This window comes from Rothia mucilaginosa ATCC 25296, assembly GCF_000175615.1.
Lineage (GTDB): Bacteria > Actinomycetota > Actinomycetes > Actinomycetales > Micrococcaceae > Rothia > Rothia mucilaginosa.
Genome location: NZ_ACVO01000016.1, coordinates 110,315 through 131,580 on the forward strand (window position 1 = coordinate 110,315; position 21,266 = coordinate 131,580).

Consider the following 21,266-nt stretch of genomic DNA (forward strand, 5'->3'; position numbering starts at 1 on the left):
CACAAGAGAATAGTGAACCAACCGATTCACAGAAAAACTACACACAGCCCCGCGGTGCGAGACGCTTCACCGCGCCCCGCACCACAGGCCATAGCACCCACCCGGGGCGCACTAACGCACGGGATTCTTACCCGCAAAATCAGGATCCGAAATCGCCAACGAACACACCACACGTGCCATCTGCATATCAGATTCCTTCACCAACAGCTCATCATCCTGCTGCATGCGCAACAACGCATCCAACAAAGAGCGGTTATCCGCCTTACGGCGCAACATACGGCGAAGCTCAGACTCAGCCTGACGACGCAGCGGGTAATGGTACAGCTTATCCAGCACCTTCCGCTCCCGCTCCTGCAGTTCCAAAGTATCCAGCGAAGCCGTGCTATCAGCCCCGTAGAAACGACGGAACACCTGACGGCGCACACCACGCAGATTACCGTGCGTCGTGCCCTCCTGCCGCAAAACATACTGAGTCAACTTCTGCTGCAGGTCATAATCCTTCGGATCAGTTTCCTGACTCGGCGTCGAATACTCCGCATAGAACAAGCCCAGAGCCTTCGCCGGCGGCACCATGCTCTCCTTCGCGCTGTCCGTAGCCGGGTCATACGACCTCACCGCAAACAGGTCAATCTCAGAGTTCGTGCGCACATACGACACCATCAAAGCATTATCATCCGCCGGATGAACGCTCGACTCACCGCGCAACGCGCGAGTCGCCAAACGCTTATCCTGCATCTTCATAATCCGCTCAGCATGCTCAGGACGATTCTTCGCAAAATCAGCCCAACGCTCCGCAGCCTCAGACACCGCGTCAATACCCTCTTCCTCAGGCTCCTCGCTATCCAGGTTGCCCGAGTAGAAATCCTCAAGAGTACGAGCTGTAGCATCATCAGAAGACATATCAGTAAAGAACGCCTGATCAGCACCAAAAGCCTCAGCCGCAGACTCCAAACGCTCACGAATACGCGAACGCAACTTCAAAGTCTTCTCCACCGTCTGATGCGAAATCAGATACACATTCACCTCATGATGAACCTGACCCACACGGTCCACACGACCCGCACGCTGAATCAGACGAATAATCGCCCACGGCAAGTCATAATTCACCACCACGTGAGCATCCTGAAGGTTCTGACCCTCAGACAGCACATCAGTAGCCACCAGCACGCGTAACTCAGGACCATTCAGAGCAGGAGCCTCCGCGTCAGATGCCTGCTCCGTCGGCACACGGTTCGACACCGGCGAGAAACGACGAGCATACGACGCCGGATCATCAGTATCACCAGCCACCGCAGCCACATTCTCAACACCCAGCTTCCGCAGGCCATCAGCAATGTAGTACGCAGTGTCCTTATACTCCGTGAACACCAGCACCTTATCATTCGCGTGCTTCTGCTCAATCAAATCACGCAGCGCATGCAGCTTCGAGTCAGTCTCAACCTCCCACGCGCCAAAACGCTTCAGCATAGCCTTAATCAGCTCGCTATCATGCTGCAAGTCATCACGCAGACGAGACGTAAACACCGTCGAGGAAACCCACTTCGTCTGAGCCGGCGCACTCTGAACCAGGCTTTCATACATCTGCTCCAGGTTCCCGCTCAAATCCTGAACCTGCAGGCCGTCCACAGACTCAAAGTCAGCCGCGTCAGAACCCTCCAGACCCAACTGGTCATCCGAGAAACTACCCGTCGGAACACTCAGCTGATAGTCAATCGCATAAATCCACAGCTCATTACGAATCAACTGACGAGTCAACGACTGAATAAACGAATAGCCTGAAGAGCTCAAACGCTTATACAGGCCCGAAAGCACAAAGCCACGCACATTACCGCGACCCGAACGAGCCGCCTCAATAATCGCCCTATTCTCCGGAGAATGGTGGGCATTCGGGTTGTCATACCCAGAAATGTCATAACGCGGCAGACGCAAATCCCTCAAATCATCAAGGGTCTGGTCATCCTCCATAAAACGGGCGGGGTCATCAGCCTTAAAGCTATGGCTCACCGGCTGCGACACCCAATCCGGGTAATAGAACTTACCCGTCGACAACTCCAGGTAGCTACGCTCCTTCGTCACCAAACCATCAGGAGAAGTCCACATCTCCGTCGGTGCCTGGCGCTTAGTGTACGCACGAGTACGACGCACCAGATGGTCACTCATCAACGTGCGCCAATCCTCCGGCTCCTCAGAAATCTCAAAAGCACGCAAGGTCGACAGGTTACCCTCCAGCTTGTCGAACTTCTTCGAATACTTCTCCAGACCCTTCTCCGGAATGATGCCCAGGTCAGCATCCTCATCAAGATACAGAGCCAGCTGCGCCTTCACATCACTAAACGACAAGTTAAACGGGGTCGCAGTCAAAAGCAGAACACGCGACTCATTACGCGAGACATACTCCTTAATGGCACGCCACACCTGCGTATTCTCATTACGCAGATTATGCGACTCATCACAAATCACCAACTGATAACGCGCCAAATCAGGCAACTCAGCAGCCGCCATCGAATAGCGAACCACCTTACCCACCACGTCATACTCGCTCAGATGCTTATCCCACATCTGCTCCAAGTTCTTAGGGCACAACACCAGAACGCGCATATTCTCTTCATTCTGCAACATTGACGCCACAGCAATCGCAGTCAAAGTCTTACCCAGACCCACCACGTCACCCAACATCGTGCCGCCACGGCGCATCAAACGGCGCGCCAAAGTATGAGCAGCCGACTTCTGATAATCCATCAGCATATGCTCCAAACGCGGAGAAAGCGCATACTCCTGCTCACCAAAACGAGCATCCTCAGACAGCTCGTAGCAGACCTTCATATACACGTCATACGGGTCAGCCGGCTCAACCCACGACTGATCAATCAAATCAATAATCTCGCGGGTAATATCAAACGACGTACGCTCACGCCACAGCTTCTCAAACCAATTCTTCAACTTCGCCGCATGATCCGAATCAGTCAACTCAACATTGAGCTCCAAATTCGTGTGCAAACCCGGACGAGTAAAGTTCGAAGAACCCACAAAACTCATCACCGGATGCATATTGCCCGGCTTCGGAGTATGCGCAACATACGTCTTACCGTGCAACGCCTGCTTCGTATACACCTTCATCTGCACACGGCCAGACTCCAAATGCTCCTTCAAAGTCAACAAAGCCTGACGACGCGCAGAGCTCGTACCACCAGCCATCAGCTGACCACGCAAATGCTGAACCAGCTCATCACGATAACCCGCACGCTCATCATTCTTCGGCACCGAAGACACCGACTCGCCGCGCATCTCCGCCTGCGCCTCAGCATGCATCTGCTCCGTAATCGAACGCGGCACCATACCCAGCAGAATACGAGCCACCGGAGTGCCCGGCTCAAACGGAGCCTGACCAATCTCATCAGCGAACTCATCCCACGCGCTCAAGTTCATATAGCCCGTCGCAATATCCAGACGGTCATAGTACTTCATCGTGCGATGCAGCGCGTCAGCAAGCTTCGCGCCCTTACCTTCCCCCTGCGGAAGGTAACCAAGATTATCGTAAATTTCAGCCATGAAAATAACCTTTACATGTGAGTGAATAAAAAATGAATGAAAACTAGGCAGCCAACAGCGCCTTAGCCAGCTCCAGCTGAGCCTTAACCTTCGCAGTACGACGCTTACGGCCAAAAGTCGCCAACACAGCCGACTCAACATCCTGGCCCTCATCCATCAGCTCAGGATTCTGCTCATAGAAGCGCCAAGCATTCGCAATCTCAACCGGACTAATCTGGTCAAACTCGCGCACCGCACCATCAACCGAAGGACGGAACTCGCCATACTCCTCGCGCGGCTCCTCAACATGCCACACGAACTTATGCTCATCCACCTGCAGCTCGGGCATGCGGTCCGCCAAACGGATAATCCAGTCGCGGTTCTTCTTCGCCAAACGGCTCACGCCAAAGCACTGCGCCGCCAAAGTCGCCAAACGATCAGCCTGAACCGGACCCTCAGCAGACACAATCTCTTCAAGAGCAGCAGACATCTGATCCTTAGAACGCTTACTGCGCAGCGAATCAAAAATGTCACGGTCACCCAACGAAATCGGCTCCCACGGCTCAAACGGGTAACGGCCCTCCCCCACCACAAGACACAGCGGAGGAACCGAGGAATCAGAGACCGGGGCCGGCTGAGAAGCCGAAGCAGGAGCCACCGTCTGAGCAGGTCGAGAAACCGGTGCCGGACGGGCTGGGCGAGTAAACGCACCACGAGGCGCAGACACCTCAGTCTTCACCTCACGGGCAGTCGACACAGCCTGACGAACCTCATCATCTAGCTCACGACGAACCGGAGCCGCCTCACCAGCACCAAACAAATCAGCATGCACACGGTCCAGCTGGTCCTCACACCACGCCTGCTGCTCCGGCGCACCCAACGCCTCAAAAAGACGAGCCGCCGAATCGTAGATACGCACCGCGTCATTGCGGTCCAAATCGACATAATGCGCGCTCTTATTACGGAAAATACGCAGGTCCTGCGCATAAGTGCGCACCTTGCGAGCGCCGTCAGGTTCAAAAGGGAACTTATTGTTCGGGGGCCCCACACCTTCAGTAAACATACGAAGCTGAACCTGAAGGTCCTTCGGGTTGTAGAGATCAGGGTGACGGAGGCGGTCACGATTCTCATCATGAATCTTCAAAATGATGGTCCAGCCACGCTCTTCAAGAACCTTCTGAGGCATGAACTCCTTCTGAGCCAACAACTCAGTCAGCAGAGGGTCAAGCTCACGGCTCAGATAGTACAGGCACGAGGAAATGTGAGCGTTTGCCTTTTCAATAGACATATAAAAACCATTTCGTTGTATGTGTTGCAGCAACCATTGCCACCACATTCATTATGCCTAATGAGAACAACATGTGCGTACTGGTTCGTCATTATGGAACCCAACCCGCTTAACCGCGAAAAGCCACATGTGTTTCGAGAAGCCACCAAAGAAGTGGCTTTTCGAAACACATGTGGCTTCTCAACGTAAAGACCAGAAAATAGAAATCCGGCCCGTCTACTCCATCAAGAGTAGCGGGCCGAACGGTTAACTCAAGAGTACAAAAACCAGCACCCAAAAATCAACACATGAAGGATATTTCTAAAGAGCCTACGCCTCCGAGGGTTTCGCGCCGGTCAGGCGGTACGCCTTGTACACGCCCGTCACGTTACGGACCACGTTCAGCACGTGCTCCAGCATGAAGCGGTCACCCAGCTCCAGGGCGAAGCGGTCCACCACGGTGCGGTCCTCCGAAGTGTGCACGCGCGCATCCAGAATGTTCACGCCCGACTCAGAGATAGCACGAATCAGGTCGCTCAGCAGGCCCTTACGGTCCAGTGCCTCCACCTGAATCTGCACACGGTACGTAGCGGTCGGCGAAGACGCCCACTCGACCGTGGTCACGCGCGGCTCCTCGTCAGCGTTACGCATGTTCGGGCAGTCACGGCGGTGCACCGAAATGCCGTTATAGCGGGTCACAATGCCGATAATGTCATCCGGCGGGACCGGGGTGCAGCAGCGCGCAATCTTCGTCAGCACACCCTCAGCACCCGGCACAATCACACCGTTATCGCCAATCGCCTTGCGGGTCGACTTCAGCAGCGTCTCGTCAAAGTCGCTGACCTCAACCTCGGGTGCCGGCTCGTCGCCGCGGTGCACCTCAACCAGGGTGTCAATGACCTGCTTCGGCGCGATCTCGTGTTCACCAATCGCACGGTACAGTGACGCCACATCGTTCTTGTGCAGCAGCTGAGCCACCTGAGTCATAATCTCCGGGCTCATCATCTTCTGCAACGGCAACTCACTGTTACGCATGCTCTTGGTGAGCATCTCGCGGCCGGCGAGCAGCGCCTCCAGGCGGCGTTCCTTCGCGAAGTACTGGCGGATCTTCGTGCGAGCGCGTGAGGAGCGAACGAACTTCAGCCAGTCCTCGCTGGGTCCGGCGTCTTCGTTCTTCGTGGTCATAATCTCCACGGTCGCGCCGGTGGGCAGGACCGTGTGCAGCGGCACGAGGCGGCCGTTGACCTTCGCGCCGACCGTGCGGTCGCCGACTTCACTGTGGATGGCGTAGGCGAAGTCCACGGGGGTGGAGCCGTTGGGCAGGGCGATTGCCTCGCCGTTGGGGGTGAGTACGACGATTTCGTCGGTGTCGAGGGTGTCAGCGAGCGACTCGTAGAACTTCTCCGACTCCGGGTTGGAGTTCGAAATCTCCGCAATGGACTGCAGGATGCCGACGTTCATCATCGCCGAGGTCTGGGTACCCGGCTCCTTCGGGTCCTTCGCGGGCGCGCCGCCACGAGCCGCAACCTTCTCGCCGCGCGACGCCGCCTTGTAGCGCCAGTGCGCCGCCACACCGTACTCGGCTTCTTCGTGCATCTTGTAGGTGCGAATCTGAATCTCAAGCGGCAGGTTGCCCGGACCGTACACGGTCAGGTGCAGCGACTGGTAGTTGTTGTTCTTCGGGTTCTTAATGTAATCCTTGAAACGGCCAGTCATCGACGGCCACAGGGACAGCACGTGGCCGAGCACGGTGTAGCATTCCGCCTCTTCCTCGACCATGATGCGCACGGCGAGGATGTCGTTAATCTCGTCGAAGCTGCGGCCCTTCGTCTTCATCTTCTGATGAATCGAGTAGTAGTGCTTCGGGCGGCCCGTCACGGTCGCGTCGATGCCCACCTCTTTCAGACGCTCCGTAATCTTGGTGCGCGCCTCGTTCAGGAACTTTTCGAGGGCGGGGGTGCGTTCGCCGACCATACGCACCATTTCGGCGTAAATTTCCGGGCTCATAGCGGCGAAGGACAGGTCCTCCAGCTCCCACTTAATCGTGTTCAGGCCCAGGCGGTGCGCGAGCGGCGCATAAATTTTCAGGGTCTCTTCCGCCTTCTTCGCGGCGGAAGCCTGCGGCACGAAACGCCAGGTGCGGGCGTTGTGCAGGCGGTCGGCAAGCTTAATGAGCAGCACGCGGATGTCCTTGCTCATGGACAGCACGAGCTTACGAATCGTCTCGATGGAGGCGTTCTCGCCGTAGGTCATCTTGTCCAGCTTGGTCACACCATCGACCAGGTAGGCGACCTCTTCACCGAACTCTTCGGTGAGCTGCTCCATCGTGTAGTCGGTGTCTTCCACCGTGTCATGTAGCAGACCCGCGGCGAGCACGGGGCCGGTCGCGCCCATCTCCGCAAGAATCGCGGTCACAGCCACCGGGTGGGTGATGTACGGGTCGCCACTCTTACGCTTCTGACCCTCGTGGCAGCGGTTCGCCACCTCGTAGGCGCGCTGCAGCACCTGAATGTCTTCGTCCGGGTGGTAGCGGCGCACGGCACGTACGACCGGCGCAATCATCGGGGAGAAACGGATGGTGCCGCCGTTCGAGTCGGATGCTTCCATCTTGCTGCTGCGGCTACCGAAGACCAGGCGGTTGGGCACACGTCCGCCAGCAGCCATGACGCGGTGCGAGCCGCGTTTCTTCTTTGCGTCAGACGAATCAGTTTCAGGCAGAGGAATCGGGCCAGCGGGCCGAACCGCGGGCTTCTCGGCGGTCCCTGCAGGGTTCTCAGCGTTGGTGTTCACGGCAGGTTCTGCACTCATTCCGGGCTCCTTTGGACGTAACAGCGATGACCTGAGCCCCCGAATCTGCTCGTCGTTGAAAGGCGTGGATGCGGGCGCGCAGTATCTTCTACCTTTATCCTACCCAGCACGCGGATATGAGCCAAAATATGCGCGTAAACTATGCCGCACTGTGACACATTAGGCCGGTGAAATATTAGACCTGTGAAATATTAGGCTGGCGTACATGAGGTGGTTCAGCGGGGCATGAGGGAGGCGCCACTCCCCCGGTTCTGCTGCCCCGCGCCGCCGCGGGAGCAAACCAGCGGAAAGAAACCAGCGGGCACGCTAAAGGGGAGCCGACACCTTTCGGTATCGACTCCCCTATCGTTAGCAACGCCAGTAGCGCTGGCGGAACGTTGGCTAACCGTTCAGGTTCACGCGGTGAATCTCAATGGTTGCACGTGCCGGCTTCTTAGCGGGCTTCTCGGTTGCTTTCTCGTCCTCGGTCGCCTTGTCAGCAGATCCCTCAGACTTCGCAGCCTTCTCAGCCTCGGCGGGCTCCTCCGAAGAATCGCCCTCAGCCTCGTCAGCAACCTCAGCGTCCTTGAAGTTGCCGCTCTCCACCTTCGCGGTGTGCTCACGAATCTGAGCCTCACCCAAACGCAGCGAAGCATACAGCGGCGCAGACACGAACAGCGTACCGAACATGCCCACCAGAATACCCACAAACAGCGACAGGGACAGGTCCTGCAGAGTACCCGCACCCAGGATGAACGCACCAATGAACAAGATCGCGCCCACCGGCAGAACACCCACAATAGCGGTGTTAATCGAACGGACCAGAGTCTGGTTCACCGCCAGGTTAATCTGCTCGGCAAAGGTCGTGTCACGGCGTTCCAGCACATCCTCGGTGTTCTCACGAATCTTATCGAACACCACCACCGAGTCGTACAGCGAGTAGCTCAGAATCGTCAAGAAACCAATAATCGCACTCGGAGTAATCTCGAAGCCGAACGCGGCGTACAGGCCAACCGTCACCACCACGGTGAAGAACAGGCCCGCAATAGACGCCAACGACATCTTCCAGGTACGGAAGTAGAACGCCATACCAATCAGCGCAAGCACCACAAACGCGACCAGACCCCAGAACGCCTGACGGGTCACATCCGCACCCCAGGTCGGGCCCACAAACGAAGAGGTCACGTCATTCTCAGAGACGCCGTAACCCTCCTGCAGAGCCGCCTTCACCTGCAGAGTCTCATCATCGCTGAGCTTGCTCATCTGGGCACGAATCGTACCCGGCGCAATATTGGTCACGCGAACATCCGAAGCGTCCTTCGCCTTCTCGTGAATAATGCGCTCACCCGTAGCAGTATCAACGTGCGCGGTCTTCGAGACCACGAACTCCGAACCGCCACGGAAATCAATACCCAGATTGAAGCCGCCACCAACAGCCGGAATCAGAACCGAAACCGCCATCAGCACAGCCGCAAGCAGCAGCCACAGGCGGCGCTTACCCACGAAGGGGTACGAGCGGGCACCCGAATGCAGGTCATTACCGAAGCGGGCAAAAGCATTAGGTTTCACATCGGTAGCCATGCTTAGCTCTCCTTCTTCTCATCAGAAGCAGACTCGTCAGCCTCAGCGGCAGCACGCTCTGCACGGCGACGCTCAGCAATGCTCAGCTGCTTCTCCTCCGGGGTGCGGAGGCGACCGGCACCACGGTACAGCGGCGTAGCACCCAGCGACTCAGGCGACAAGCCCGAGTGGCGGTGACCCTCACCGAAGTAGCGGGTATTCGCCAGCAGAGTCAGCATCGGGTGGGTGAACAGGTACACGACCACAAGGTCAGCAATCGCGGTCAAACCAAGGGTGAACGCGAAGCCCTTCACCGAACCGACCGACACCACGTACAGCACCACAGCAGCCAGCAGGTTCACAGCCTTCGACGCCAGAATAGTGCGGGATGCACGCTGCCAACCGTGGTTCACCGCCGACGGGATCGTGCGGCCCGCACGGATCTCATCACGGATACGCTCAAAGTAGACGATGAACGAGTCAGCCGTAGCACCAATCGCCACAATCAGACCCGCCACACCAGCCAGGGACAGGCGGTAGTTCAACGCCCAACCCAGCAGCGCAATCGCCTCGTACGAAATGATGCCCGCAACAATCAGCGACATCATCGTGACAAAGCCCAGCAGACGGTACTGGAACAGCGAGTACACGAACACCAGCAGCAGACCAATCAGGCCGGTCAGCAGACCCACACGCAGCTGCTCCGAACCCAGGGTCGCAGAAATCTGCTGCTCCGACTGGATCGTGAAGCTAATCGGCAGGGCACCGTACTTGAGCTGATCGGCGAGAGCCTTCGCCTCCTGCTCGGTGAAGTTACCGGTAATCTGCGGCTTACCGTCAGAAATCACTGCCTGCGACACCGGGGAGGACAGCACCTTGCCGTCCAGCAGAATCGCGAAGCGGGCACGCGGATCATTTGCGTTCTGCGCACGAATCGCGTTCAGGCGAGAAGTAATGTTCTGGAACTTCTCACGAGCAGCATCGTTGAACTGAATGTTCACAGCCCAACGGCCCGTAGTCACGCCCTGACCGGTCGTCTCCTGCGAGTGGCTCGCGGTAGAAATATCGCTACCGCTCAGCTCCACAGGACCCAGAATGTACTTCTCCTGACCGTCAGTGGAACACGCCACCATCGGCTTAGTCGGGTCCGCGCTATCGGCGTCCTCATTGCGTGCCGCGGTGCAGTCCTTCGCCTCATACTGCTTGTACAGGTCCGCAGTAATCCAGTTACGATCCGAACCATCAGTCGGCTCCGCGGACGGCTTGGGCAGCTTATCGTCCGCAGTGCGGGCATCCTCAGCCACCGCAGTACCGGCACCAGACAGCAGCACCGGGCGGAACGTCATATTTGCAGACGCCTGAATCAGCTGACGAGTCTCAGCGCTAATCGTTCCGGGAACCGAAACAACCACGTTATTACCCGAGCCGAAGGAGGTGGTAACCTCCGCCTCCGAAACGCCGGCACCATCAACGCGCTGACGAATAATCTCAACCGCCTGGTTCAACTGCTCCTGGGAGACGTTCTCATCCGAAGAGCCATTGACCTTCGGAGAAAGAATCATCTGAGTACCACCCGAAAGGTCCAGGGCGAGCTTCGGTGCCCAAGAACCTCCCGAGTAGGTGCTGCCGAAAATACCGGCAGCCATAACAACCATGAGCAGGACCATCGAGAGGAGCGCCCCTCGCGCGGCTGCAAGCGGTGAACGCTTAGCCATAATGTTCCTTCTTCGTGTGAATAGTATTGAGTGTTCTACAGATTCCGTAACGCGAAAACCCGACGCCGCTCACTGGGCGCCGGGCTCATACGCGCTGAATTACTTAGCAGTATCAGAAGAGGTATCGGAAGCGGGAGCTTCGGATGCGGTAGCCTCGTACACGTCCTCGGTCAGGGGCGCTGCGGGGGCTTCCTCCTCAACAAGGTTCAGGATCGCGTTCATGGACGCAGTAATCACAACGCCCTCTGCAATCTGAAGCTGCAGCTTGTTGTTCTCAAAGTCAGTGCTGACAACGGTGCCGTAGACGCCGGAAGCAGTCATCACCTGATCACCGGGGACGAGCGCACGTCGCATTGCCTGCAGCGCCTCCACCTGCTTACGCTGACGCTTCTGGGCGGAGAACATCATCCATGCCAGCAGCGCCATCATGGCGATCATAATCAGGAGGTTAAAATCCATGGTCTCACTTTCACATCCGCACCCGTGCCGCTCACCGCGAGGGTTGAGCGTACCAGAAGGTGTGGAATCGTAGATACAGTACGTATCCATCCTACGCGAGAGCATGAGCTTTAGTGACCCGAACCAGCGTTTTTGTGAGGTTAACCTGAGTTTTGGACTCTCTCGGCGTAATTTTATGTCGCTGGTAAAGACCGGCAGAGCCCAATGGAACCCGACAGCGCCTGCAGAACCGGTAGAAGAGCTTGCCACGTCTGCAGAAAAGCTACCGGGGCACAGAGAAGCCCGCGGGAGGTTACTACCTCCCACGGGCTACTACAGTGTTATCAGCTGGTGCGGGGCTAAAGCTGATGCGGATCTAGAGCTGAATCTCCGGCGCTTCCAAGCCGAGGTGCTCCCACGCCGCGGGCAGAGCCACACGACCGCGCGGGGTACGACCAATCAGGCCCTCACGCACCAGGTACGGCTCGGCAACCGTCTCCACGGTCTCCGTCTCTTCACCCACCGCAATGGCGAGGGTGGACAGACCCACCGGGCCGCCGCCGAACTTGTGAATCAGCGCCTCCAGCACGGCGCGGTCCAGACGGTCCAGGCCGCGCGAATCCACCTCGTACATATCCAGCGCGGTTGCGGCATCGGTCGCGTTAATGCGGTCCACGCCGTTCACCAGCGCCCAGTCACGCACACGACGCAGCAGGCGGTTCGCAATACGGGGCGTGCCACGAGAACGACCGGCAATCTCGGTGAAACCCTCGGAGGTAATCTGCATGTCCATCAGGCCCGCGCTGCGGCGCAGCACCAGCTCAAGCTCCTCCACCGAGTAGAACTCCAGGTGACCGGTAAAACCAAAACGGTCACGCAGAGGACCGGGTAGCAGGCCCGCACGGGTCGTCGCACCCACGAGGGTGAACTGCGGTAGCTCCAGCGGAATGGAGGTCGCACCCGCACCCTTACCGACCACAATGTCCACACGGAAATCTTCCATCGCCATGTAGAGCATTTCCTCAGCCGGGCGGCTCATACGGTGAATCTCATCCAGGAACAAAACCTCACCGGGAGTCAGCGAAGACAGAATCGCCGCCAAATCACCCGAATGCTGAATTGCCGGGCCGGAGGTGATGCGCAGCGGCGCCTCCATCTCTGCCGCAATAATCATTGCGAGAGTGGTCTTACCCAGACCGGGAGGGCCCGACAGCAGCACGTGGTCGGCGCTACGGCCACGCATCTTCGAAGCCTCCAGCACCAGGGACAGCTGCTGACGCACACGGCGCTGACCCACAAAGTCATCCAGGGACTTAGGGCGCAGTGCCGCCTCAATCATCTTCTCTTCAGGCTCTTCTTCCATCGCCACCAGGCGCTGGGCGGGAGCTGAAGATGCCTGAGTGCCGGGCACCTGACCGGGAAAATACCCGCCGGAAACCAGGGACGCCGCGGGCTGCGGCTCATAGGGATTCTGGCTCATAGAATTCTTCTTTCACAAAAGTTTGAGTGGGATACGTCGAACAGGGCGCGCCGCTTAGTGGCGGCCCACCGTGTTCTGAGTACCCAAGGAGGCGAGCACACCGCGCAGGGCCACACCCACCGGCTCAGTTTCTGCGGCAGGGTTGTGCTGCACGTAAGCGTCAATAGCGGCGGAAGCGTCCTTCTCGCTCCAGCCCAGGGAGGTGAGAGCGTCAAGCACCTGCGGCTTCCAGACAATGCCCTGGCTCAGCGGTAGCTCATCGGTCTGGCCATCGCTGAGAATCAGCTTGCCGGCAAGCTCCAGCACAATACGGCGGGCACCCTTCGGACCAATACCGGGAACCTTCGTGAACGCCTTATCGTCACCGGTTGCCACAGCGCGCTCCACCTCAGCGGCAGTGTGAACACTCAACACCGCCAGAGCAATACGCGGGCCAATACCGGAAACCGAAAGCATCATATCGAACACTTCACGCTCGGCAGGCTCCGAAAAACCGTACAGAGTCATCGACTCTTCACGCACAATCATGGTGGTCAGCACGGTAGCTTCCTCACCGGTGCGCAGCTTGGAGAGAGTACGCGCGGTAGCGTACACGAGCATGCCGAAACCGTTCACGTTAATCACCGCATGATCAAGGCCCACCTGAGCCACACGACCGGTCAGGGATGCAATCATTTCTCTCCACCTTTCAACACCGCGCCCAGGAATGAGGCTCGCGGCAGTGTGAGAGCACCGGGAACTCCGGCACCCACAGAACGCACTCCCCCAGTTCAACGGGGAGACACTACAAGTATATTAGAATATTTCTTCTGAAATCAAGCATATATTCGAACTTCTTAGCGAATACATGCGAGCCAGCAAGAGGTACGAAAAAGCCCACGAAAGTAGCTCTAGCGGCGGCACCTCTAGCGGCGAGCGCGTGCCTCCGCCTCCATCCAGGCACGCTGCGCCGGAGTCAACGCCCCGCCACGGCGAGCCTGCGCCGGGCGTGAACCCTGGTGAGTCTGCGTCTGGGCCGCCATGTTGATACCCGAACCGATACCGCCGCCACGCCAACCGTGACAGATCGCAATCGCCAAGGCATCGGCAGCATCGGCAGGTTTCGGCATGGAATCCAGCCCCAAAATACGGGTCACCATACGACCCACCGACGCCTTATCGGCGCGGCCGCTACCGGTCACCGCCGCCTTCACCTCCGAAGGGGTATGGAAGAACACCGGCACGCCGCGCATTGCCGCCGCAGAAATCACCGCGCCCGAAGCGTGCGCCGTACCAATCACCGTGTTCACCTGCTCCTGCGCGAAGATACGCTCAATCGCCAGGGCATCCGGCTTGTAGGTGTCGAGCCAGTGGGAGGCGGCGTTGAAAATCCAGAGAATACGCTGGTCCAGGGACTCCGCCGGGATGGTGCCGGCAACACCCACGTTCACGAAGTGCGCCTTACGGTCGGCGGTCATATCGAGCATGGAGAAGCCGCAGCGGGTCAGACCGGGGTCAACACCCATGATGCGGGTTGCACCCGGCACACGTTCCACGGCAGTGGCGGCATGGTTCTCACGCATGCTATCGCGTGCGGCAGGTTGAGCGGCGGCCATCATCTCCCCTTTCGACAAACTCCCTCTAGAATATCTAGATTCTAGCCCTTCAGAATCCTAGCACCCGGCACCGGGGCGTGCCACGAGAACAGTCCCCACAAGCGCGGTCACCGCGTAAACAATCACCGCGTGAACAGTCACCGCGCGTCCCGCGAAAAGTACCCGGCGCATCCCCAAAATAGCCCCAGACGCTAAGAAGCCACTCCCCCAACCAGCCACCCTACGGCGGCTCGGTTAAAGGAGCGGCTTCTTCAAGCATCAGATATCAGAACCCGAGTGATTGCTCCGCTGTGATTACTCAGCTTCCAGCTCTGCCATGACCTCAGCAGAAACGTTAGCGTTCGAGTAGACGTTCTGAACATCGTCGAGCTCTTCAATAGCGTCTGCCAGCTTCATGAACTTCTTAGCACCCTCAGCGTCCAGGTCAACCTGCATGGTCGGGCGGAAGACCGGGTCGTCGTTGTTGTACTCCAGGCCAGCCTCGTCCAGTGCCTTACGGATCTCGGGCAGGTCGGTCGGTGCGGAAACAACGGTGAACACGTCGCCCTCGTCCAGAACCTCTTCGGCACCTGCATCCAGAACAGCCATCAGAACGTCGTCCTCGGTCAGACCGTCAGTCTTGGTGACCTCAGCAACGCCCTTACGCTCGAACAGGAACGCAACCGAACCCTGGTCAGCCATGGTGCCGCCGTTACGGGTCACAGCCAGGCGAACCTCAGACGCTGCACGGTTACGGTTATCGGTCAGACACTCAATGTACAGAGCGGTACCCTGCGGGCCGCGTGCTTCGTACATGATTTCGGTGTAGTCAATGGTCTCACCGGTCAGACCAGCGCCACGCTTGATTGCGCGGTCAATGTTGTCGTTAGGAACGGAGTTCTTCTTCGCCTTCGACACAGCCAGGTCAAGAGCGGGGTTACCAGCAATATCAGCGCCACCCATACGTGCTGCAACTTCAATTGCCTTAATGAACTTCGCGAAAGCCTTCGCGCGCTTAGCGTCGATAGCAGCCTTCTTGTGCTTAGTAGTCGCCCATTTAGAGTGACCGGACATTCGTATCTCCCTTAGTCAAAACCTCTGCACGGACACGGCGAAACGCCCCGCGCACTGTACTATAACTCAATCAACTATACCGTAGCGGAGGCGCACACCACCTCAGAAAGTGCACGCCACCACCAGGAATAGGCTAGCGGGGACGGGACGCAGCCGAAGCGCGTGCCTTCTCCACCAGCGAGTCGTCGATCGTGTTCGGCGTGAACTCGCCAAACTTACGCTTAGCCGCCTGCTCGATCAGGTAGTCCGAAATCTTCGGGTTCTTCGGCAGCAGCGAACCGTGCAGGTAGGTGCCAATCACGTTGTGCACGCGCGCACCCTCGTACGCATCGGTCACGTTGTTGCCCTCACCCTTGGTGACGGTAGCCAGCGGGGTGCATCCGGAACCCAGGTAGGTCAGGCCCGAGTGGTTTTCAAAACCAATCACGGTGCCGAACTCCTCAGACTCCTCAACAATGTTGCCGATCAGGCGGTCATCGCCGCCGACCGTGTGCGCATCAAAAATGCCGATACCCTTCAGCACCTCACCCTCACGGGTGCGGAATTCCTTGCCGAACAGCTGGTACAGGCCACAAATGACGAGCATCGGCACGCCAGCCTCAGCCAGCGAGCGCAGCGTGTCACCGTTCGCGTGCAAGTCATCCTGAATCACGGACTGACCCGAGTCCTGGCCGCCGCCACCCAGAATAATGTCAACATCTTCCGGGAAAGGCTGACCGGGGTTGTGGTCCAGAATCTGCACGTCAAAGCCGTGCGCCTGCGCGCGACGAGCCAACGCCAGAGTGTTACCCCAGTCGCCGTAAATGTTCATGTCGAGCGGGTACAGCTGCAGAATACGCAGAGTCTTACCGTTATTGGGGCCGGAGGCGGGGGTGCCCTCAAAAGTGTGAGTTGCCGTCATTAGGAAACCCTCTCAACGTCAGTGATCTTTGCGAGCTCTTCACGCAGAGCCAGCATTGCGGTGTAGGTGCAGAAAATACGCATGGGCGCGTTATCACTGGAGGCAATGAAGCCCTTGAGCGCATCGGCGAGGTTCTCGTTGACCTCGTCAACCTTCACGCCGTCATGCTCCAGGCGCAGCGCCATATCCCAGGCACGCACACCCGAAACCATCTGCACGCCGGTCTTCTTCAAACTGTCGAAGTCAACATCCCACAGCCAGGACACGTCACGACCGTCAGCGTACTGATCGTTAATCGTAATCATGGTGGCGTAGTCGTCAGCGTTCGCGCTCGCCAGGGACAGGCGGAAACCGCTCGGGTTCTTCACCAGCAGCAGCTGCAGCGGGCGGCCGTTCACGTTCAGAGTCTCACCGCGACCGAAGGCGGGGGTAATCTTCGCCAGCTCCGCGATGAGCTTATCTTCGTTGAGCTTCTCGCCCATGACGGCGCGGGTCAGTGCCATAGCGCCAGCGGCGTTGAAGATGTTGTAAATGCCGTAGAGGTTGATCTCGCCGACTCGCTCCACGCCCGCCAGGTCGAAGGTTGCGGAGGTGCCGGAGAACGCGGTCAGGGTGACGTCTGCCTCGGGCAGGGTTGCCTTCGCGACGGTGCCGCCGCGCATCTCATCATCCGAGGGGAAGTACGAGCGCAGGGACTCATCCAGACCGTAATACTTGACGGTCACGCCCGGCTGCACGTTCTCGGCGAGGGAGCGGATGCGCGGGTCCTCACGGTTGAGCACCACGGTGCCGGTCGTTGCGGAGGCGACGGTCGCCAGCATGCGGCGGGTCGTGTCAATCTCACCGAAGCGATCCAGCTGGTCACGCAGAACGTTCAGCAGCAGAGCGTAGTCGGGCTTGACGGCCTTGACGAAGTGCACGGCGTGCGCCTCGTCCAGCTCAAGCACAGCAATATCAGCGTCAAGCTTGCCGCTGAGGGTCATCTCGCCCAGCAGTGCCGCGGCGACACCGCGCACAAAGTTCGAACCGGTGCGGTTAGTGAAAACCTTCAGACCCTGAGCTTCAAGCAGCTGCACAGCCATCTTCGTGGTGGTGGTCTTACCGTTCGTACCGGAGACAACAACCACACCGTAGGGCAGCTTCGCGAGCTCTTCAGCGACGAAGTCGGGGTGCAATTTTTCCATGACAAGGCCGGGGAAGGCGGAGCCGCCGCCGCGAAGCTTAGTCGCGGCGCGTACGCCCTGGCCGAGAAGACGAATGAGGGGTTTGGACATGCTTACCATTTTAGTACACGCACGCCAGCGGCTGAATGGTCCGCCGGGCTCGTTCGCTCATGCCGGACGGGGCGGGGTGCGGGGGTTTTGGTGAGGGGGTTTTGTGCGGAGGGGGTGGTGTGGGCGTTTGGTGCGGCGGGGTTTTTGGGGTGAGGGTATTGGCGCGGGGCTCCGGCTAGAGCGAAGCGCCGGGGGTACTAGAACAGCGAGCCCGCCTAGTACAGTGAACCCATCTAGAACAGAGAACCCTGCACCCTCACCCGCGTGAACTCCTGCGCCGGCTCCACCAGCACATTCCGCCACGCGGCAGTATTCACCAGGAACGCCGCGTCAGCATCGCCGGTGTGGGCGCTCAAAAACTGACCCGCCGCGCCCGTACAAAAGAAGCCAGCTGCCCCGCTCTCCAGACCAGATTCACAGGGTGCCAGCGGTTCGGGCGATTGCGCACGCAGTGCCGCATACGGGCGGTTCATGGCAAGCGACGGAATCCATGGCTCATCCAGGGCGGTGAGCGGCACCTCCGGGTCGGTGCGCGCCAGTTCGGCGAGCGCTTCGCGGGCGCGGGCGACCGCCTCCTGATGGGCAGTACGAAGCTGCGCGCCGGGCAGCGGGTTCGTCCAGGCGCGGTACTTGCTCGCCACCTGCTTGACCTGCGGAATCTTCGCGAGGGCGGTCACGGCGTCCTCGGCGCGGCGAATGGCAAGCCCGTCGGGTGCGAGCGCAATGTAGGTGGCGGTGGCGACCGCCTGCTCGTCCAGGCGGCGCGGGGTCGAATGCAGTGAGCTGGTGCCAACCTTGTGCGTGCCGTCGGGGAAAGTCGCGATGTAGAGGCGATGCTCCAGCATGGCGTAGGCGCGCATGGATTCGGTGAGCGTTCCGGGGTACAGGTGCGCGCTGTGCAGGGCGGTGAATTCGTCGCGGGCAGTGCAGCGCGGGCACTGCTGGCCACGCTGGATGCGGGTACCCTCGGGGCAGGGTACGCGGCGGATTCCCGCGGATTCGGGGGCGGCGTCATTGCTCGTGCCGGTGGTATAGCCGGCGCAGTAGCGGTAGAGTTCCCCCTCAATATCGCGCGGAATGCGCAACCCCAGGTAGGCGCCGGGGGTCAACGGAATCTGGATGCGAACCCCACTTGGAACGCCACGCTGCGCGGGGCTTCTTTCCTGGTTAGGGGTGCTCTCCCTCGCCGTCTGAGATACCCGGTTATGAGCTCCTTCAGGGACCCCGCCGGGCACGACCGGTTCCACCTCAATGAGCGGGCGGCGGTTGGACCAGCGGATCTGCCTCCAGATGAGTAGCTGCGGCGCGCCTGCAGAATCACCAGCGGCGGCCTCATTACCGGCACCGGCACCATTACCGGCGGCGGGCGCAGCAGCAAACTCGTCGAAAGCAGTTTCAAGCAGGTTGGGGTAGTCCATAGCATTCCACTCTAGCGGGTCTGGCTGGTTCTTTCTCGCGGGGTGCGGTGCATCCGGGCATCAAACCATTGGCGGCACATCTAAGCGTTCGATACAGGCGCACATCCTCGGAAAGCAAAAGAGGCCAGCGTCCTTCACGCTGATCCGCACCCCCGCAGTGTTGCCGTGCGTTCACGCACGACGGGGTGGGTTCTCAGCTGAGGCGCTGACCTCTGTGGTTGAGGCAGGGTGCTTACCCTGCCAAGTCCGAAAGCGATCGGTGACCGCTATTTTTCGGTGAGCTATGCGGTGTTTCTGGAAGCCGGAAGCTTCCCAACAGCGTCGCTGCATTTAAAACTTTGCCATATCCAATGGACATAACATCATTCAAATACGCATCGACTGCCCAATCTGCGCATTTATGACGCAGAATTTCTATGCACTAGCTGGCAAATTGAAGCAATTAGTGCAAAATTTCAAAATCACCAAGCCACCCAGACTATCTGACGGATGAGCCACGCCATCTAGCTGAGGCGGGCAAACCCCTCCGCAATCGCAGAGCGCATATCATCCAGCGTGCGAGACATGGTCTTCGTCTGAGCAATAATCGGCAGGAAGTTCGTATCTCCACTCCAGCGCGGCAAAATGTGCTGATGCAGGTGATCAGCAATGCCCGCGCCGCCCACCTTGCCCTGATTAATGCCAATGTTGAAGCCGTCATTATGCGACACCTCGCGCAGAACCTTCATGGCGAGCTGCGTCAGCTGCGCAATCTCCATGGTTTCTGCCTCGGTCGCATCGTCATAGAACGGGATGTGGCGGTACGGGCAGACCAGCAGGTGACCGGGGTTGTACGGGTAGAGGTTGAGAATCACGAAGGCATGCTCGCCGCGGTGCACAATCAGCGACTCTTCGTCACTGCGGCTGGGCGCAGTGCAGAAGGGGCAGGTCTTCTCGGTGTAGTCCTTCTGGCCACCGCTCACGTAGGCGGTGCGGTGAGGGGTCCACAGGCGCTGGAACTGGTCCGGTGCGCTGGGCAGCTCGAAGGAATCCTGCACCGAGGCTGCGGTGCCATGCTCGGGGGTCGTGTTCTCGCTCATAGTCCCATTCTATAGCCCGCACGCGGCAACGGGAACGCCCCGTCCGTCATGCGTGCCAGATATGAGATAACTCCCCCGGCAGCGCGCTTAGCTGTGCTGCTTTTCCAGGTGAATGATGCGGGTGGCTCCCTCATAGGTCATGGGGAAGCTCAGCACGCCGTCCTCCATGACGAATTCCTTGGTTTCCTTATCGGAGGCGTACGGCGCGTGGCTCAGCTTCGCATGGTCCACGTGCGAAATGTAGCTGAAGTTGCCAGTCTTCGCCTCGAAAGTGCCGACCCAGAAGGGGGTTGCCAGCTCTTCGTGGTTCAGGTGGTAGGTGACCTCGATAATGCCGTCGTGAATGACGGCGTCCATGTAGTTCTCGAGGTTGGTGGAGTCCTGCTGAACCCAGGTGCCGTCAGCACTCGCAGTCGAACGAGTCGCGAGCGCAGAAGAGGGCACAGCCGTCACGGCGGATGCGGCAGGCTCCTGGTTACTGGTGCTATCCGGCGCGGGGGTCTCAGTGGGCTGGGTCGCGGTCGGGTGAATCGACGGATCCTGCGAGGCAATAACCGCCGCCTTAATTCCGGTACTGTCGTCGCCGGGGGCGGGAACGGCGCTAGGCTCGACGGTTTCAAAAGCTGCGGGGTCAACAACCGCACTTGCGGAGGCGTTATTCGGTGCGGGTGCGCACGCGGTGAGGGAGAGTGCGCCGAGTAGAGCAAGCGCGCCCAGAGTGGACTTAGGTACCACGAATGTGTCCTAACAGAGTATGTGTTTGAGTGAGTTTGTGAGTTGAGTGGTGCCTCCCCGTGAGTGAGGTGGGGATACGACAACACCCCGTAGCGCATTGAGGCTACAGGGCGTTCGATAACCGGCACAGTAGATAGTTTATAGGCTCTGGCTAGGAGTTTCACCAGTAGCGGTCAGTTTTAAAAAGATAGTTTGGTCACATTAGACCTTAAGTTGAGGGGTTTTTCACGCACACGAGCCCCAATTTGCACTCTCCACGGGCTAATTTTGCCTCGACAAGGCGAAATATCCCGCATGGTGGCGTGGGTGGCAGTTTTCTTGCCTTCGTCTTGCCTTAACGTGGGCTCGGCACCCAAACCCACCGCCACAACGGGTATGCGGTGTGGGTTTGAGTGCCGAGCCTCAACCAAACTGTCATATCTGCGCTGCTATCTGC

General features: G+C 58.8%; 15 protein-coding genes. All 15 read right to left on the bottom strand.

The window, feature by feature from the left end:
• Window positions 1-111 precede the first annotated feature (111 nt).
• A complete protein-coding gene (locus ROTMU0001_RS06315) occupies window positions 112-3,549 on the bottom strand; it encodes a helicase-related protein (protein ID WP_005508768.1) in 3,438 nt (1,145 codons plus the stop codon).
• Window positions 3,550-3,592: 43 nt separating this feature from the next.
• On the bottom strand, window positions 3,593-4,816 hold the full coding sequence (locus ROTMU0001_RS06320; protein WP_005508769.1) for a DUF3320 domain-containing protein: 1,224 nt from the start codon (window positions 4,814-4,816) through the stop codon (window positions 3,593-3,595).
• 309 nt (window positions 4,817-5,125) lie between these two features.
• On the bottom strand, window positions 5,126-7,603 hold the full coding sequence (locus ROTMU0001_RS06325; protein ID WP_005508770.1) for a RelA/SpoT family protein: 2,478 nt from the start codon (window positions 7,601-7,603) through the stop codon (window positions 5,126-5,128).
• 381 nt (window positions 7,604-7,984) lie between these two features.
• Entirely contained in the window at window positions 7,985-9,163 is a 1,179-nt protein-coding gene (secF, locus tag ROTMU0001_RS06330; protein ID WP_005508771.1) for a protein translocase subunit SecF, read from the bottom strand.
• Window positions 9,164-9,165: 2 nt separating this feature from the next.
• A complete protein-coding gene (gene secD / locus ROTMU0001_RS06335) occupies window positions 9,166-10,857 on the bottom strand; it encodes a protein translocase subunit SecD (RefSeq protein WP_005508772.1) in 1,692 nt (563 codons plus the stop codon).
• A gap of 99 nt (window positions 10,858-10,956) precedes the next feature.
• On the bottom strand, window positions 10,957-11,316 hold the full coding sequence (gene yajC, locus ROTMU0001_RS06340; protein WP_005508773.1) for a preprotein translocase subunit YajC: 360 nt from the start codon (window positions 11,314-11,316) through the stop codon (window positions 10,957-10,959).
• Window positions 11,317-11,671: 355 nt separating this feature from the next.
• A complete protein-coding gene (gene ruvB, locus ROTMU0001_RS06345) occupies window positions 11,672-12,658 on the bottom strand; it encodes a Holliday junction branch migration DNA helicase RuvB (protein ID WP_172855776.1) in 987 nt (328 codons plus the stop codon).
• Between the two features lie 171 nt (window positions 12,659-12,829).
• Window positions 12,830-13,450, bottom strand: coding sequence for a Holliday junction branch migration protein RuvA (gene ruvA / locus ROTMU0001_RS06350; RefSeq protein ID WP_005505871.1), 621 nt, complete (start codon window positions 13,448-13,450; stop codon window positions 12,830-12,832).
• A 230-nt stretch (window positions 13,451-13,680) separates the two neighbouring features.
• Window positions 13,681-14,370 carry a crossover junction endodeoxyribonuclease RuvC gene (gene ruvC / locus ROTMU0001_RS06355; protein WP_005508775.1) on the bottom strand — a complete coding sequence of 230 codons (690 nt, stop codon included), beginning with the start codon at window positions 14,368-14,370 and terminating at the stop codon, window positions 13,681-13,683.
• Window positions 14,371-14,664: 294 nt separating this feature from the next.
• Window positions 14,665-15,423, bottom strand: a complete 759-nt coding sequence (locus ROTMU0001_RS06360; RefSeq protein ID WP_005508777.1) for a YebC/PmpR family DNA-binding transcriptional regulator — start codon at window positions 15,421-15,423, stop codon at window positions 14,665-14,667.
• A gap of 133 nt (window positions 15,424-15,556) precedes the next feature.
• The gene (locus ROTMU0001_RS06365; protein WP_005508778.1) at window positions 15,557-16,324 is read right to left on the bottom strand and encodes a type 1 glutamine amidotransferase; all 768 of its coding nucleotides are present in this window, start codon (window positions 16,322-16,324) and stop codon (window positions 15,557-15,559) included.
• Window positions 16,324-17,607 carry a Mur ligase family protein gene (locus tag ROTMU0001_RS06370; RefSeq protein WP_005508779.1) on the bottom strand — a complete coding sequence of 428 codons (1,284 nt, stop codon included), beginning with the start codon at window positions 17,605-17,607 and terminating at the stop codon, window positions 16,324-16,326. Before ROTMU0001_RS06370 ends, ROTMU0001_RS06365 begins: the two co-directional genes overlap by 1 nt.
• A gap of 224 nt (window positions 17,608-17,831) precedes the next feature.
• Window positions 17,832-19,016, bottom strand: a complete 1,185-nt coding sequence (locus tag ROTMU0001_RS06375) for a hypothetical protein (RefSeq protein ID WP_005508781.1) — start codon at window positions 19,014-19,016, stop codon at window positions 17,832-17,834.
• Window positions 19,017-19,519: 503 nt separating this feature from the next.
• Window positions 19,520-20,095 carry an HIT family protein gene (locus ROTMU0001_RS06380; RefSeq protein ID WP_005508783.1) on the bottom strand — a complete coding sequence of 192 codons (576 nt, stop codon included), beginning with the start codon at window positions 20,093-20,095 and terminating at the stop codon, window positions 19,520-19,522.
• A gap of 87 nt (window positions 20,096-20,182) precedes the next feature.
• Window positions 20,183-20,830 (bottom strand): hypothetical protein, encoded by a 648-nt coding sequence (locus ROTMU0001_RS06385; protein WP_005508784.1) that lies wholly within the window; start codon window positions 20,828-20,830, stop codon window positions 20,183-20,185.
• Window positions 20,831-21,266 lie beyond the last annotated feature (436 nt).